We start from the raw sequence: 15,156 nt of genomic DNA on the forward strand, positions 1-15,156 counted from the left end.
TTTCGGATGATAGGCGGAAGATTAAAGAGTCTCAGAGGTAAGAAAACGCAGGAAGAAGTCGCAAATCATATCGGTGTCTCGCGCGCCAGATATTCTCATTATGAAAACGGCCGATCTGAACCCGATTACGACACGCTGCAAAAGCTTGCGGATTATTTCAAAGTGTCGACTGATTATTTGTTAACTGGAAAAGAACCTTCAGATGAAGACATGTTTGCCGATCCCGACCTGCAGATCGCATATCGGGACATGCAGGACTTTTCCCCGGAAAGCAAGCAGCAGGCCATTGAATTCATTAATTATTTAAAAGAAAAAGAGAAAAACCGCAGGCCGAAACATAAATAATCCGCTCTTTTCCTTTAAACTGCTTAACGTTCAGCCGATATAAAAGCTGAATGTTTATTTTTAAAAGAAAAGGGAATTGATTCAAAGTCCGATCAGGGCTTTTCTTTCTCGCTTAAAAAAGAACATATGTTCGAAAGGGTGTATTCAATTGGGCGATTTTTTAACACATCTTGAGGAATACGTCAAAAACTTATATTGCCGCATGGGAATGACCGCCCCTCTCCATATTGATATGCAGATGATTGCCAAGGAGCTTGACATTTGGATTCATTTTGAAGATACGCACAGTATGATGCTGAAGCGGGACGGCATGTACAGCATCGTCCTGAATCAAAAAAAGTCACCCGAAGAGCAATGGCAGGATTTTGCGCACGAACTGTGCCATGTGCTGAAGCATACCGGGAACCATTTTCATATGAACAAGCTGTTCAGGGAACTGCAGGAATTTCAGGCCAACCATTTTATGTACCACTTCTGTGTGCCGACCTTTATGCTGTTAAACATGGAGCTGCCCCAGCGGAGGAGCCACGCCGTTATTTTAATCGCAGCCGCTTTCCGGGTGACGGCATCATTTGCGGAAAAAAGGCTCGAGCTGTTTGAACGGCGTAAAGCAGGTATTCAATTTCAGAAGCGGCTCGCTTGTCTGTTATCCGACAAGCGGCCGAATGTGTATTATGGAAGCGGACAGACACACTTGCATGCCGCTGAAGAAAAAACGCCGTATTTTATTGAAAATTAGCGATTCTCCGCCGGCTTAGAACACAGCCGGCAGAATGTCATCATTTTGAGATCGGAGAAAAAGTTTTTGCATCATGACGCTGTAATCACCGTGCTGCCCGCCAAGCACTTCATGCGCCGCATAGCTCCAGTGAATGTAAGAACGGGCCCCCTGTTCATTTATCATAAAAACCGGCCTTCACGGTTTCTACATACCGAAAAAACAGATCGGTTGGCGTGTATTTTTCTCCCCGGCAGCCAAAATTGCTGAACAGCGCGTGTCTCTGCGCCGTGCTCACTTCCAATTGCAGCCCCATTTTCCTTTTTGTCCGATTGACAATGTTGCCGGGATTTACACCTGCCAGCCGATCATTCTTCTCTGTCAGCTCGGCATCAAATCCCGCTTCACGCAGCAGATCACAAATCAGTCTTGCTTTTTCCAGATCCGCGCCCCCGACGAGTGTATTTGCCTTTTTCAGATCATGATACCCGTGAAAAGCCAATGCGTAATGATGGGCGGTCACTTTTTCTAAAGCCAGAGGCTCGTCAAAGCGTGTGCTTGTCAAGTGGAGAGAACGGTTATCGCACCGCTTCGTCCCTTCAAATAAATAAATTGAGCTTTGGTCAGAAAATGCCTGCACCAGCTCACTGACACCCGGCTCAATCCTGCCGCCGTGGGGAGCGAGGACGATACATTTACTTCCCTCTTTTTCTTCATAAATAATTCTGTATTCCGATTCAGCAGCGGAAAGGGCTGCGAAATTGTCATATCTATCTTTCATGTGTAACATGCTCTCCTTTTCCAGTCAGCACCAGTTTACTCTACTCATCTGGGAATGGAAACCTTTTTATAGTATGATTTGATAGAATACGTATCAGGGGGGAGATATCATGGGGTTCATCAACGGATTGCTTGGCAATGCGTCGACAATATCGACGGCTGAAGCAAAATCAGAACTGGCCCGTATTTTGCTGGAAGGCGAGAATGTCAATGCCGCATTTAAGCTTGTCCGAGATATCATTGTCTTTACGGATAAGCGTCTTATTCTTGTTGATAAACAGGGACTCACGGGGAAGAAAACGGAGATTCAATCCATTCCGTACAAGAGCATTTCCAGATTCAGCGTAGAAACCGCCGGCCGCTTTGACCTTGATTCAGAGCTGAAAATTTGGATTTCAGGCGCGGAACTTCCCGCTGTCTCAAAGCAGTTTAAAAAAGATGAAAGCATTTATGATATTCAAAAGGCCCTTGCCGCAGTTTGTATGTAAGAAGAAACGGAAGCCCGGGGAGCTTCCGTTTTCTTGATTACAGTTTTTCTTCAATTTTCGCCTTCGTTTTCGGGCCGTAAATTCCGTCTGCCGTTAATCCGCTGACGGATTGAAAACGTTTTACGGCATTTGCCGTTTTCGGGCCGTAAACGCCGTCCGCCCCATGATTTTTTGCTCCTTTATCGGGATAAAAATAAAGTGCGGATAAAGCGTTTTGCACTTGTTTTACGTTTGTCCCTTTCGTCAGCGGTTTCGTCACTTTGATCACACCGGATGGAAGCGGATATGAAGACACAGCCTGACTTTTTGAAGAAGAACCCGTCTGAGCGAGCTTGATCACTTGTCCGACTGTAATGTGATTCGGATCGGTGATATGGTTGATGCTTTGCAGCGATTTTACGCTGACACCGTGCGATGCGGCGATTTCCGATAAGGTGTCGCCTTTTTTCACATGGTATTCAGACGCGGAAGAAGAAATAGAGGCTTTTTTCGCCGGCATACTTCCGCTTAATTTCTTTTCAATCTTCGCCTTCACTTCATCCCAGCGGCCTTCAGACAAAATACGGTGCGGGCAGTACTTTCCGTTCCAGTCCTGATGCTTTCTGATTCTGTCAATCCCCCAGCCCCGTTCTTTCAAAAGCTGCGCCGCAAACGCAATCGCCAGTTCTTCTGCGGCTCTGTACCGTTCGCCGCCTGACTTGCTGTAACAGATTTCTATAGCAATCGACTTTCGGTTTCCGGTGCCGTTCGTGCCGTCTCCCGAATGCCAGGCATTCCGGTCCAACGGAATTCCCTGGATCACTTCTTTGTCATCAACCGCAAAATGATAGCTCGTTGATTCGCTGTTTCCCGTCATATAGCTGATTTCATTAGCGGCGGATGCGTCGTTTGCCGTGTTATGAATGGTAATATACTCCGGCGTCATCGGATTCGGACATTTTAACGCATATTTATCAGCCGATACGAGCCGTTTTTTCACTTCAATCCCCACTCTTCATCTCTCCTTATGCCTTTTTCATCAATAGGTGGCATTCGTAGGACAGATAACTTGAGCATATCGACCCTGCATTCGGATAAAATTGGAATGGATACGCATGCAAAAAATAAGACCCTTCCAAAGAAGGGTCTTTATGTTATGTTTGGTTGCGCGCGGCAATATGGAACGTGCCGTCCGCTTGGTTTTCCAAATGGCTTTCATGGCCGATCACCTGTGTAAAGCTGAACCCGACAGCAACTAGCAGCAATCCTGACAACAGTTTAGATTTCATATAGACAATCTCCTCTCTGGATTTGTTTTTGGGCGTGCACCATTTTTTCATAAAACGTGAGCGCTTTTTCAGGCTGTCCGTGTTTCATGTAAAATTTGGCAGCGTCATGCGCCAATTCTTCCACATACGGATACAGCATGTGTTCTTCCAGAAAATCAAACGTGCGCCTGACGGATGCGTTATCCATTTCCTTGCCGTATAACGCATGCAAAAATTGGAACAGATTGACAAACAATTCATCATTGTATTCGCGGGCGATACTGAGCCCGAGGCGATATTGCTTCTCTGCTTCGGCTGTAGTGTTCTGTTTATAAAGAACCTGTGTTAATGAGTAAATAGAATGCGGAAGATTATCGAACTTTTCTGACCTGCAAATGGAAACGGATGTCTCAAAATATTCGGCTGCTTTAGAGAGGTCTCCCATTTTTTCGTAACAGTTTCCGAGATTATATAAGGCTGAACTGATAAGACGGGGATTGCCTTCTTGTTTTGCAAGATCTAAAGCAAGTTCTAAGTGGGGCAATGCTCTTTCTGGATACTGCATGTCATCATAATTCCCTGCAATAACGAATTCACATTGGATTCTGCGGACGTTGTACGTCTCATACGATTGGTACGTTTCAAGGGCTTGAACGGCATAACTCATGGAGACGTAGGTTTGTTTCAGGTTGTAAAAAATCTCGGCCATTTTAAAAGCAAACTCAGCTTTCTCGATGTCATCAGAAACGAGTGCAAGGTTTTTTTCAGCCCGTTTGTAATACATCATGGCGTTTAGGAACATTTTCTGTTTAAATTCGTACATTCCTCGAAAAAAATTAAAGTAGTAATCAAGCAGTCCTGTCAGTTTATACTGGTTGCCTTCAATGTCTTCCAATAATTCTGAAAACTCAGGCTGAGAAGGGTCCTCCTTTAAGGGCTTGATGTAATCCAGCATGACGCGGTGTCTGAATTCCATTAATGAATAATACAGCAGCAGATCCTGATCTTCTTCCATATCCTCAATCTCTCTCTCTACTTCACGTTTGACGCGCTCCGCCTCAAGGACGTGAAACTGCCGGATATGGGTATACCATTCATTAATTTTGAGCCCGACAAAAGAGGACGGAATAGTCTGCTTCATCCTCAATAAATCCCCCCTTTTGGAATGACCGAGATATGTCATATTTTATCATAATTGCTAGAAAAAGAAGAACGCAAAAAGACCGCAATTGTCGAATTTCGGATATCCGCAACGATTTATCTCCATCACAAGCTTATTGCTTGTTTCTTCCGTGCCGTTGATATAGCATATCCTTGCAGCTTTTATTCTGTATTAAATGGGGGTTTTCACATGACAGCACAAAATCAATTGGTCAGCCACTTTCTGTCACATCGAAACGTGACGATTGAGCTGGCGGAAAAAATCAGCCGCGAGCATTACGACTACAAGCCGGCGGAGACATCAATGTCCGCTCAGGAACTTGTAAAACACATCGTTTATTCTTTTCTTATGTTTGCAAACGTCATTAACGACGGAAACGGGTCAGCTATCCAGAACAAACCGAAAGAAGAAGCGGAAACAGACCTCGTCAAACTGGCTGAAGCATGTACTGAAAAAACGACAGACATCCTGTCACAGCTGACTGAAGAGCAGCTGAACCGCGAAATTGACCTGACTGCCTCTTTCGGCAGAAAAATAACCGGCGCGGCTCTCCTTCAGCTTGCCATGGAGCATGAAATTCATCATAAAGGCAATCTTTTCGTGTATGTCAGAGAAATGGGCCACACGGAACTTCCGTTTTATCAGCAAAAATCATAATCCGGCCATCATCCGCCGATCTGCGAAATAACAGCAGGCAGGCGGATTTTTTTGTTCTGTATAAAATTTTCCGAAAATTTAATTGATTACTGCCTCTTAATCATATATAATCTGATAAAAATAGTAGGATTATTCAGGAGGCACACAGATGACTGTAAGCATTGTGTTTATGGGTTTCTTTGTCGGAACGCTGGTCGGATTGACGGGTGTGGGAGGAGCGGCGCTTTTGACTCCTTTACTGATCGTTTTGGGGATCAACCCCTCAATCGCCGTCGGCACTGACCTTTTATATAACTCCATCACCAAACTGTTCGGTGTCGTTTCTCATTGGAAGCAGCGCACCGTTCAATTTAAACTTGTCGGCTACTTGGCGCTCGGGAGCATTCCCAGCGCAACAGCCGCCATCGGTGTTCTTCACTTGTTTCCCGCTTTTCACCAGCATCAGGAGCAGATTATCAAACAGGCGCTCGGCTACGTGCTGACCCTTGTCGCCATTTCCATTATCGCCCGCCTTTTTTTCGATAAAAAACTGCGGCCGAACCGCTGGCAGCAAAAAACACTTGAAGAAAAGCGGACACTCATGATACTGATCGGCGTCATTTTCGGCTTCATCGTCGGCCTGACATCTATTGGGTCCGGCTCATTATTTGCGATCGCCATGTTATACCTGTTCAGAATGAAAACGGCAGAAGTGGTGGGAACGGATATCGCACATGCCTTTCTGCTCGTAACTGTTGCCGGTCTGTTAAACGCAAGCTTCGGAAGCGTCGATTACCTGCTTGTATTGAATCTGTTGATCGGCTCTGTGCCGGGTGTGCTTCTCGGCAGCTTCTTTTCGCCGAAATTCTCACCGCGCCCGCTGCAGTTTGTGATGGCGGCGATTATTTTAATCAGCGGGATAAAATTAATCTAAAAAAGGCGGTCTGTTGTCAGATCGCCTTTTCCCTTATAACGTCACACCGGACTTAAAGATTGCAAGCTCCCGAAAATCGTTTTTTTCGTTATTGACGTATTCTCCGCTTGCAACTTTAATAATGTATTGAATAAAATCTCTCACAATGTGATCTTCTGTTGTTTGGTCTTCCGCCAATCTGCCCGCATTGTAATCAATCCAATGAGGTTTTGATTGAAATAAATCGGTATTTGTTGATACTTTCACAGTCGGGACAAATGTGCCGAACGGCGTGCCTCTTCCGGTTGTAAACAACACGATGTGACAGCCAGCCGCAGCGAGCGCTGAAGAAGCGATTAAATCATTGCCGGGCGCACTGAGCAGTGTCAATCCCTTTGTTTTCAGTGTTTCACCGTATGTCAGCACATCAGAAACCGGTGCAAGACCGGCTTTTTGGGTGCAGCCGAGCGACTTGTCTTCGAGCGTTGAAATGCCGCCTTCCTTATTCCCTGGTGACGGGTTTTCATTAATCGGCTGCTCGTGCTTCATAAAATATTGCTTGAAATCATTGATCAATCGGACTGTTTTATGAAACACTTCTTCACTCACCGCACGCTGCATGAGAATCGTCTCAGCGCCGAACATCTCAGGCACCTCCGTTAAGACCGTGCTCCCTCCCTGTGCAATCAAGTAATCTGAAAATCTTCCTAATAAAGGGTTTGCGGTGATGCCGGAAAAACCGTCCGACCCGCCGCATTTCAATCCGATGCTCAATTCTGACAGCGGAATCTCCTCACGTTTATCTCCCTTTGCCGCAAGGTGTATCTCTTTAAGAAGCGCTGTCCCCGCTTCAATTTCATCTGTGACAGCCTGTGATTCGAGAAATTTCAACCGATCTCCGTTCACTTCAGAAAGCGTTTCCTTAATTGCCGCCAGCTCATTATTTTCACAGCCCAGCCCTAAAACCAGCACACCGCCCGCATTTGGATGACGAATGGCGTTAATCAGCATTTGTTTCGTATTCTCATGATCATCGCCAAGCTGGGAGCAGCCGTATTGGTGCTTTAAAACCAGCACATTGTCAAAGGGGGCAATGTCTTTCGCCTCTTTTACGAAGCGCTGCAGGATTTTCTCAGCGACGCCGTTTACGCAGCCGACTGTAGGCACGATCCACAGTTCATTCCGGACGCCGGATGTACCGTTTTCTCTTTTGTAGCCTTTAAATGTCCGGTTCTCATTTGTAAAAGGATTGTCCTCGAAGCGCGGTGAATACGTGTATTCTTGCACATCGGATAAATTCGTTTGCAGATTATGGGTATGAATATGCTCGCCGGCCGAAATCCGCCTTGTCGCACGCCCGATTGAAAAACCGTATTTAATGATGCTGCCGTTTTCTTCAATGGTTTTCAGCGCGATTTTATGCCCCCGCTTTACAGGGTCCTTCACTTCAATCGCCAGTCCGTCTGTATACAGCCGCTCCCCTTTGTTAAAATGGCGCATAGCGAGAAGCACGTTATCGTTTTTATGGATTTTTATGACCTCTTTCATTTCACTTCCCCCCTTATTGCCGCAGCATTCATGTAACGCATGCTTCATCCCCCGCTTATGAATGACAGAGAGAAAAAAAGCCGTTCGTTCAGTCAGCCCCGGAAGATGGTTCAGATTCTTTCCCCACAATCGCTCTTCTCCTAATATAGAAAATGCCGCTTGAAACATATCATCTTTGCAACGGGACCGCGCCATTTGAAAACGGTTCAGAACCTCCTCGCCATCTGCCGGTTTGTTCAGCCCGTTCCAGTATGAATAGATCATGGCGCTGAATGAAAATACCAGCCTCTCAGGAAGCCGGCCCTCCTGTTCGATATAAGCCTTCAGCGTCGGCAGGTTTCTTGTTTTGAATTTCGCGGCGGCGTTAAGGGTGATGCTTTGCAGATAATGTTGGATATAAGGGTTTTTAAACCGGTGTAACACATCTGCCGCATACTGGGTGACACCCTCCATTTGCAGCACGGGAAGGATTTCTTCATTGATCAGCTCTTCGATGAATCTGCCCGTCACCTCGTGCTCAGCCGCTTCCCGGACGGTTAGCAGTCCGTATAATAAAGCCACTGGCGCCAATGCCGTATGAGCGCCGTTTAAGATTCTCACCTTTTTTGTCCTGTAAGGCGTAAGGTCAGACGTGATCAGTGCGTTCAGCCCGGCATCAGCAAAAGGAAGCTCATTCTGAAGCTGTTCCGGCCCTTCTATCACCCACAAATAATAATGCTCACCGACCACAAGCAGACGGTCTTCGTATCCGAGAAAATCGGTAAGTTCTTCCGCGGTATCAACAGGAAATCCCGGAACAATCCGATCCACGAGGGTATTGCAGAAGATGTTCGCATCATGAATCCATTGAGTAAAATCAGGCTCCAGCTCCCACAGCCCGGCATATTGAAGCACGGCAGCCTTCAGTTTCCGTCCGTTTTCTTCGACCAGTTCACATGGAAGCACAATGCACCCTTTCTCGGCGTCACCCGCAAATGCCTTATAGCGGAAATAAAGGAACGCCGCTAATTTCCCGGGGAATGTTTTTTGAGGCCTATCCTCAAGCCGGTCGCCTTTCTCAAACGTGATTCCCGCTTCTGTCGTATTGGAGATGATAAAACGAAGATCCTCTTGTGCTGCCAGCCGTTTAAAGGAATCATAGTCAGAAAAAAGATCAATGCCGCGGCTGATGGATTTGACAATCGTGTGTTCTTCAGCCGGTTTTCCGTCCTTTATCCCCCGCAAAAAAAGCGTAAACAAACCGTCCTGTTCGTTTAAACGTTTTATTTTCTCAGAGCCTCTCGGCTGTACGGCGACAACGCTTCCGTTAAAATCCGTCAATTGATTCAATTGATCGATCTGCCAGTCAGCGAAGGCCCGCAAAAAGTTGCCTTCGCCGAACTGAAGGACTTTTTCAGGATATTGAATGTATTTTCCGCACATCTTTTTATTCAGCTGCCGCAAGCTGTCCGCCTCCTTATATTTATGCACACGTTAACATTTTCCCGTACAAAAACCCGGATAATCAGACGGGCCGTTATGTGAGTTTTTTAATTGAATCTCTTATCATCACCTCGGTGTTTTCGTATATTTTTTCCGCCGCCGTATCCGGGTCGGTGATAAGCGCCAAAATTTTCTCTGCGCCGAGTATGCTGATTTTTTCAACCGGGCGTTTTACTGTCGAAAGCCTCGGCGTCATGTATTGGGAAATGCCGATGTCATCAAACCCGATAACGGAAATATCTTCCGGAACGTTCAGGCCTTTGGCGAAAATGGTATTCATCGCCCCGATCGCCATATCATCGTTTGAACAAAAAACAGCCGTAGGCGGTGATTGAAGCGCCAAAAGTTTTTCCATCGCCTGACTGCCGCTTTCCATATCATAGCGGCCTTTTACACTGTATTCATGCTTAATCGGGATAGAATGATCAATTAAAGATGTCAAATAGCCTTCTTTCCGCTGAGAAGCTGACCTGAATCCTTCCTTTCCCTCAATGATCGCGATATCTCTGTGTCCGTTTGCGATCAGGCAGTCGACCGCCTGTCTGGAGCCTTCTTTATCGTTTGACAGGATATTCGTGATGCTCCGGTCATCAATGTCCCGGTTCAGCACGACGAGCGGGATGTTTTTCTCGCGGATATGATAAATAAATGAATTATCACTGTCGCTTTGGCTCATTAAAATGATTCCGTCATATCTCATGGGCGTAATGGTTTCAAAGCTTTTCAGATCGTCAATCGCGCGGACGAACAAATTGTATTCCTCACTGATTGTGCGGTTTACACCTTTGATGGTATCGGAAAAAAAGCTGTGTGAGGTTCCGTTTGTGATGCTTGTAAAAAACAGTCCGATCGTATGGGACTTTTGCATGGCAAGGCTTTTTGCATTTACATTCGGTGTGTAATTCAGCTGTGAAGCGAGCTCTAATATTTTTTGTTTTGTATGCTCTTTAATGTAGGGGCTGCCGTTAAGTGCCCGGGATACGGTTGTGTGGGATACGTTGGCGAGTTTTGCGATATCTTTTATGGTTACCATCGTTTTTCCTTTCTTTCTGTATGCTGTCATTTATTTCTATTGTATCATTAACGGACAGTCCATAAAATCACTAAAGTTGAGGTTTTGCATGATGTAAGTCCTGAACGAGCTCGGCATGCTGCCGGTCCGTCAGTTTATACATTAAACCGATAATCAGCATGGCGCACGCTAAAGCGAAAGCCGGGTACAGCAGCAGAAGCCCTTTAATCCCGATTAACGTGCCTTTTGTCTGAGACGCATTCGGGATATAGCCGATAACGCTCAGCCCGATGCCTGAAAGAAAACCTGATAAAGATTGGGCGAGTTTTCTGGAGAAGTTGAAAAGCGAATATGTCGTCGCCTCCTTCCGTTCACCCGTCTTCCACTCTCCGTAATCAATAATGTCCGACACAAGCGCCCACGTAATGCCGTTTGGTATACTGATCCCGATAAAAGCAATGCTCGCTAACGCCGTAAAGATATATACATTTGACGGGAGACAGAAATTCAGCGCATCAGCCGCGGCGCTGACGGCAAAACCGATCATCACCGTTTGCTTTTTTCCGAAGCGTTTGACGAGTTTCGGCATAAACAACACACCTAAAAATGAAGAGCCGATGATGATAAAACTCATGTAGGACATCAGCTCCGCATTGTTGAGATTGTATTGGGCGAAGTAAACAAGCATAGCGGATTTAATGTTGTATGCCGATATTGAGAAAATCGTCATGAAAACGACAGTCAGAAGCGGTTTGTTGCCGATAAAGCATTTGAAAACCGACATGACGGACAGCTTTTCTTTCGGCGCTTCACGGACGATAATTCTTTCTTTGCAGTTTCGGTAGCAGATCATAAATCCCGCGATTCCGATTACGGCCATCATTCCCATGACTGCCGGGTAGCCGATGTGAACGTTATCAAAATGAACGAGAATCGGGATGACGATGACACTTGTAATGAGCAGCGCGCCGAGAGAGCCGATCTGGCGGAATGCGGAAAGCGCCGTTCTGTCCTCCGCATCCTGTGTAATGGCTGCGCCGAGGGAGCCGTACGGAATATTGACAAAAGAATAAGCGACCCCCCACAGCATGTAAGAAGCATAGGCGTACACAAGTTTCCAGGTGACGCTCACGTCCGGTGACACAAAAATCAATACGGTCATGACCGCAAGAATAATACTTCCGAATAATAAGTACGGCCTGAATTTCCCCCGGGGTCCGATCTTTTTTCTGTAGTCAATGGCCGAGCCGACAATCGGATCAGTCAAAGCCGCAAACAGCTTGCTGACCAAAAAAATACTGCCGGCGAACGCTGCCGGAATGCCTGCGACATCTGTGAAAAACTTCAGCAAATAGATCTGCCCGAGATCAAACATAAATCCGTTCCCAAAATCTCCGAAACCATAGGATACTTTTTCTTTCAGACTCAGCTTATGCTCCTTCACTTTTGCGCCAGGTGCTGTCACGACAGGCACATTACTCATAGGCCACCTCTTTCATTCCATTTTTTAAAAGCGGAAATATTCCTCAGCATTCCGGTAACAAATTCCCTCGACAATCCTCCCTAAAAGCTCCATATCGCAGGGCGCTTCGCCTTGTTCCGCCCAGCCGCCGATCAGCGTGCAGACAAGCCGCCTGAAGTATTCATGGCGGGGATAGGACAGGAAACTTCTTGAATCCGTCAGCATCCCGATAAAACGACTGAACAGACCTGCGTTTGATAACGCTTTCATTTGTTGAAGCATTCCATCTTTCGTGTCATTAAACCACCAGGCTGTGCCGAATTGAATTTTCCCCGGTGTTTTCCCATCCTGAAAGCTGTTGATCATGCTGGCGATAGTATAGTTGTCATTCGGATTCAGAGAATACAAAATCGTTTTAGGCAATTGCCGCTTTTTTTCGGCGGAATCTAACAGCCGGGCAAGCGGTTTTGCGATACATTCATCATTAATCGAGTCATATCCCGTATCAGGACCGAGGCTGCTGAACTTATTTGTATTGGTATTTCTTAACGCGTTAATATGGAACTGCATCGCCCAGTCCAGTTCGGCGTAAAGACCGCAAAGATATTGCAGCGTCCGTGTTTTGAATTTCTTTTCATCTTCAAAAGACACATGCTCTCCGCTTAATCCGGCGGCAAAAATCCGGGCCGCTTCCTCTTCGGTCGTCTCGGCATAAACCATTTGATCTAATGCGTGATCCGACACTCTTCCCCCGGCACTGTGAAAGAAGCGGACGCGGGATTCCAACGCATCCAAATACGATTGGTAGGTGGTGACAGCCATTCCGGAAGCGCTCTCCAGCGACCGGACCCAATCGGCAAAACCCGGGCTGCTGATGTCCAGTCCTTTGTCAGGCCGAAATCCGGGCAGCACTTGAACCGGAAAATCACTTTCTTTTAACAGTTCATGGTATGTCAGCGCATCGGCAGGATCATCGGTTGTGCAAATGACTTTGACATTTGATTTCAGAATGAGATCCCTTGCGCCAAACCCGTCTCCCTGCAGGAGCTCATTCGTTTTTTTCCAAATTGCCGCGGCCGTTTTTTCATTCAATACGTCATAAATGCCGAACCAGCGCTGCAGCTCTAAATGCGTCCAGCTGTACAGCGGATTGCCTATCGCCATCGGCACCGTTTTTGCCCAGGCGAAAAACTTCTCTTCATCTGAAGCGTTTCCGGTAATGCAGCGCTCTTCAATGCCGTTGGCCCTCATGATCCGCCACTTGTAGTGGTCACCGTAAAGCCATGCCTCCGTAATGGTTGCGAAGGTTTTATTTTCATAGATTTCCTTTGGGCTTAAGTGACAGTGATAATCAATGATCGGCATGTTTTCAGCGTATTCCCGGTACAGCTTTACGGCCGTTTTACTATCCAGTAAAAAGTCATCACCCATAAAAGCTTTCACACTCTCATCCTCCCTCTTAAAAAATGTTAACGTTAACAAAATGGTTCTTTTTTATTTTAGCTTCCTCTTTCTCACATATCAATCATTTTTATTTTATTTTTCAGAAAATTGTATCCATTAACATTTTTATGCAAAAAAAAGACATTGCCGAGAAAAGTCCGGCAATGTCTTCTGTATGATCTTAAGGATTAGTAAGCGAGGCTGAATAATCCTTTGATATGTGTTAAATAACGTACGTTACTTGCTTCTTTCATTAAAGATGCCGGAAGGCCTTTCAGCGGAGTAGAGTTCGCTCCGATGATGGCAACCGCGTCTTTACGTCCGAGGCTTGCAAGCGTACCAGAGTTTACAGGCTTGAATGTTTCAAGCGTTTTTCCTTCTAAGTAAGCGAACAGGTTGTAACCGACAAGTTCACCCATCTGCCAAGCGATTTGCGCTGTCGGCGGGTACGGACGGCCGTCCGGCGCAAAGTATACAGCGCTGTCTCCGACAACGAATACATCTTCGTGAGAAGTAGATTGTAAGAAATCGTTAACCGTCGCACGGCCGCGGTTCACTTCAAGGCCGGATTCGCCGACTAACGGGTTGCCTTGTACGCCGCCTGTCCATACAAATGTGTTGGCAACGACTTTTGAACCGTCTTTCAGATCAATAACGTTTCCTTCAACATTTGTAACAGGAAGACCTGTTAAGAACTCAACGCCGCGTTTTTCAAGACTTTTTGTCGCGCGTTCGATAAGGTCATCAGGAAGAACAGGAAGAATTTTCGGACCTGCTTCTACTAATTTCAGTTTGATTTCTTTCGGATCTACGCCGTATTTTTTCGTAAGGTTCGGCATGATGTCAGCAAGCTCACCGACAAGCTCGACGCCTGTTAAGCCGCCGCCGCCGATAAGGATCGTTGCATCAGCTTCGTTTTTCGTTTTAGAGTATTCACGCACACGGTCTTCCACGTGTTTGTATACTTTGTTGGCATCAGCAGCAGATTTCAGCACCATGCTGTTTTCTTCGAGTCCAGGAATGCCGAAATAAGCCGTAACAGAACCAAGTCCGACAACAAGCGCGTCATAAGTCAGCTTAGAACCGTCAGAAAGGGCAACTTCTTTCTTATCAACTGAGAAAGAATTGACTTCTGCGATTTTAATGTCAACGTCTTTTCCTTTCAGAAGTTTTTCCAGCGGCATAGCAACAGCCTGTTCAGACACGTTGCCGGCTGCAAGGCGGTGCAGTTCCGTAATGATTTGGTGAGTCGGGTATTTGTTCACAACGGTTACGCGTGCTTCATCTTTACTGTAATGTTTGCGAACGGTTAAAGCAGAAAGAACTCCGCCGTAACCAGCGCCTAAAATGACAATATGTTTTGACATCGTATATCCTCCGTCCTTTATATCAATTTGAATCTGAGATTATTTTTGTTTTTCGTTCATGATTTCAAGATAGCTGTTAGCAAAACGGAACAGCTTTTGAGCTTGAGGATCTTTCAGCATGCGCAGCAGGCCGAAAAGTCCGATCGTTTCATTGCTTGCATCCGCGCGGTCTTTTGCTTCGATCGCAGTAGCCGCAACTTCTTTCGCTGTTTCTTTCACCGGCTCAAGAATTTCTGTAAGCGCACCCACTGTATCGCTCTTCAATACTTCGTCTGTCGCTACAGACTGTGCAAAATCATAAGACTTCGTTAAAATATTTACTAACTCAGTCAGTTTTGGAAGCTGATCCACTAAAACAGTCAGTGATTCTTGAACTTCAGGTTTTAGCAGCTGATCAATAAGATCGCGTTGGCCTTGGCTGACAGATGCATTTGTTTGATCGATTGTTTCTGGCATATCCGATTCTCCTTTACTATAAGCAGTATGCTGATTTTTTTTGGAAAGGGTAGCCTTTCCCCCTTCATGCAGAAAAGCACGAAAAAGCAAGATTGTG

16 protein-coding genes and 1 pseudogene are annotated in these 15,156 nt (G+C 46.0%); 5 read left to right on the forward strand and 12 right to left on the reverse strand.

Going from position 1 to position 15,156, the window contains the following annotated elements; all coding sequences use genetic code 11:
* Positions 1-6: 6 nt before the first annotated feature.
* Positions 7-345 (forward strand): HTH-type transcriptional regulator Xre, encoded by a 339-nt coding sequence (gene xre, locus HWY38_RS10590; RefSeq protein ID WP_003154871.1) that lies wholly within the window; start codon positions 7-9, stop codon positions 343-345.
* A 148-nt stretch (positions 346-493) separates the two neighbouring features.
* On the forward strand, positions 494-1,084 hold the full coding sequence (locus tag HWY38_RS10595) for an ImmA/IrrE family metallo-endopeptidase (RefSeq protein ID WP_003154873.1): 591 nt from the start codon (positions 494-496) through the stop codon (positions 1,082-1,084).
* A 15-nt stretch (positions 1,085-1,099) separates the two neighbouring features.
* Here the strand turns inward: HWY38_RS10595 and HWY38_RS10600 are convergent, their stop codons facing one another.
* Entirely contained in the window at positions 1,100-1,249 is a 150-nt protein-coding gene (locus HWY38_RS10600; protein WP_162918038.1) for a hypothetical protein, read from the reverse strand.
* Positions 1,239-1,844, reverse strand: a complete 606-nt coding sequence (locus HWY38_RS10605; RefSeq protein ID WP_032858666.1) for a poly-gamma-glutamate hydrolase family protein — start codon at positions 1,842-1,844, stop codon at positions 1,239-1,241. The genes HWY38_RS10600 and HWY38_RS10605 overlap by 11 nt, the downstream gene beginning before the upstream one ends.
* A 109-nt stretch (positions 1,845-1,953) precedes the next feature.
* On the opposite strand from HWY38_RS10605, the gene HWY38_RS10610 reads away from it, so the two are divergent.
* A complete protein-coding gene (locus HWY38_RS10610) occupies positions 1,954-2,331 on the forward strand; it encodes a PH domain-containing protein (RefSeq protein WP_003154878.1) in 378 nt (125 codons plus the stop codon).
* Between the two features lie 37 nt (positions 2,332-2,368).
* On the opposite strand, the gene HWY38_RS10615 is transcribed toward HWY38_RS10610, so the two are convergent.
* The 3 genes from HWY38_RS10615 to HWY38_RS10625 all read right to left on the reverse strand — a co-directional run bounded on the left by HWY38_RS10615 (position 2,369) and on the right by HWY38_RS10625 (position 4,725).
* Positions 2,369-3,322: an N-acetylmuramoyl-L-alanine amidase gene (locus HWY38_RS10615; protein WP_003154880.1), complete on the reverse strand. Its 954-nt coding sequence runs from the start codon at positions 3,320-3,322 to the stop codon at positions 2,369-2,371.
* 142 nt (positions 3,323-3,464) lie between these two features.
* Positions 3,465-3,599, reverse strand: a complete 135-nt coding sequence (locus HWY38_RS10620; RefSeq protein WP_003154881.1) for a PhrA family phosphatase inhibitor — start codon at positions 3,597-3,599, stop codon at positions 3,465-3,467.
* Positions 3,589-4,725, reverse strand: coding sequence for a Rap family tetratricopeptide repeat protein (locus HWY38_RS10625; RefSeq protein ID WP_088005367.1), 1,137 nt, complete (start codon positions 4,723-4,725; stop codon positions 3,589-3,591). The genes HWY38_RS10620 and HWY38_RS10625 overlap by 11 nt, the downstream gene beginning before the upstream one ends.
* Before the next feature lie 204 nt (positions 4,726-4,929).
* Between HWY38_RS10625 and HWY38_RS10630 the strand changes: the two genes are divergently transcribed.
* Positions 4,930-5,397: a DinB family protein gene (locus HWY38_RS10630; protein ID WP_014304838.1), complete on the forward strand. Its 468-nt coding sequence runs from the start codon at positions 4,930-4,932 to the stop codon at positions 5,395-5,397.
* Between the two features lie 148 nt (positions 5,398-5,545).
* Positions 5,546-6,310 (forward strand): sulfite exporter TauE/SafE family protein, encoded by a 765-nt coding sequence (locus tag HWY38_RS10635; protein ID WP_003154887.1) that lies wholly within the window; start codon positions 5,546-5,548, stop codon positions 6,308-6,310.
* A gap of 33 nt (positions 6,311-6,343) precedes the next feature.
* Here HWY38_RS10635 and HWY38_RS10640 read toward each other — a convergent pair whose 3' ends face one another.
* The 7 genes and pseudogenes from HWY38_RS10640 to HWY38_RS10670 form a co-directional block, all read right to left on the reverse strand.
* Positions 6,344-7,837 (reverse strand): UxaA family hydrolase, encoded by a 1,494-nt coding sequence (locus HWY38_RS10640; protein ID WP_103694994.1) that lies wholly within the window; start codon positions 7,835-7,837, stop codon positions 6,344-6,346.
* 9 nt (positions 7,838-7,846) lie between these two features.
* Positions 7,847-9,280 (reverse strand): annotated as a pseudogene (locus tag HWY38_RS10645) (tagaturonate reductase); the annotation flags it as partial.
* 73 nt (positions 9,281-9,353) lie between these two features.
* Positions 9,354-10,352, reverse strand: coding sequence for a LacI family DNA-binding transcriptional regulator (locus HWY38_RS10650; RefSeq protein WP_003154904.1), 999 nt, complete (start codon positions 10,350-10,352; stop codon positions 9,354-9,356).
* Between the two features lie 70 nt (positions 10,353-10,422).
* The gene (locus HWY38_RS10655) at positions 10,423-11,814 is read right to left on the reverse strand and encodes an MFS transporter (protein WP_043867009.1); all 1,392 of its coding nucleotides are present in this window, start codon (positions 11,812-11,814) and stop codon (positions 10,423-10,425) included.
* A 24-nt stretch (positions 11,815-11,838) separates the two neighbouring features.
* Entirely contained in the window at positions 11,839-13,236 is a 1,398-nt protein-coding gene (gene uxaC, locus HWY38_RS10660) for a glucuronate isomerase (RefSeq protein WP_003154906.1), read from the reverse strand.
* A 188-nt stretch (positions 13,237-13,424) separates the two neighbouring features.
* Positions 13,425-14,603, reverse strand: coding sequence for an NAD(P)/FAD-dependent oxidoreductase (locus HWY38_RS10665; RefSeq protein WP_003154907.1), 1,179 nt, complete (start codon positions 14,601-14,603; stop codon positions 13,425-13,427).
* Between the two features lie 39 nt (positions 14,604-14,642).
* Positions 14,643-15,059 (reverse strand): DUF1641 domain-containing protein, encoded by a 417-nt coding sequence (locus tag HWY38_RS10670; protein ID WP_003154908.1) that lies wholly within the window; start codon positions 15,057-15,059, stop codon positions 14,643-14,645.
* Positions 15,060-15,156 lie beyond the last annotated feature (97 nt).

It is taken from the genome of Bacillus sp. KS1 (assembly GCF_020075515.1).
GTDB lineage: Bacteria > Bacillota > Bacilli > Bacillales > Bacillaceae > Bacillus > Bacillus velezensis.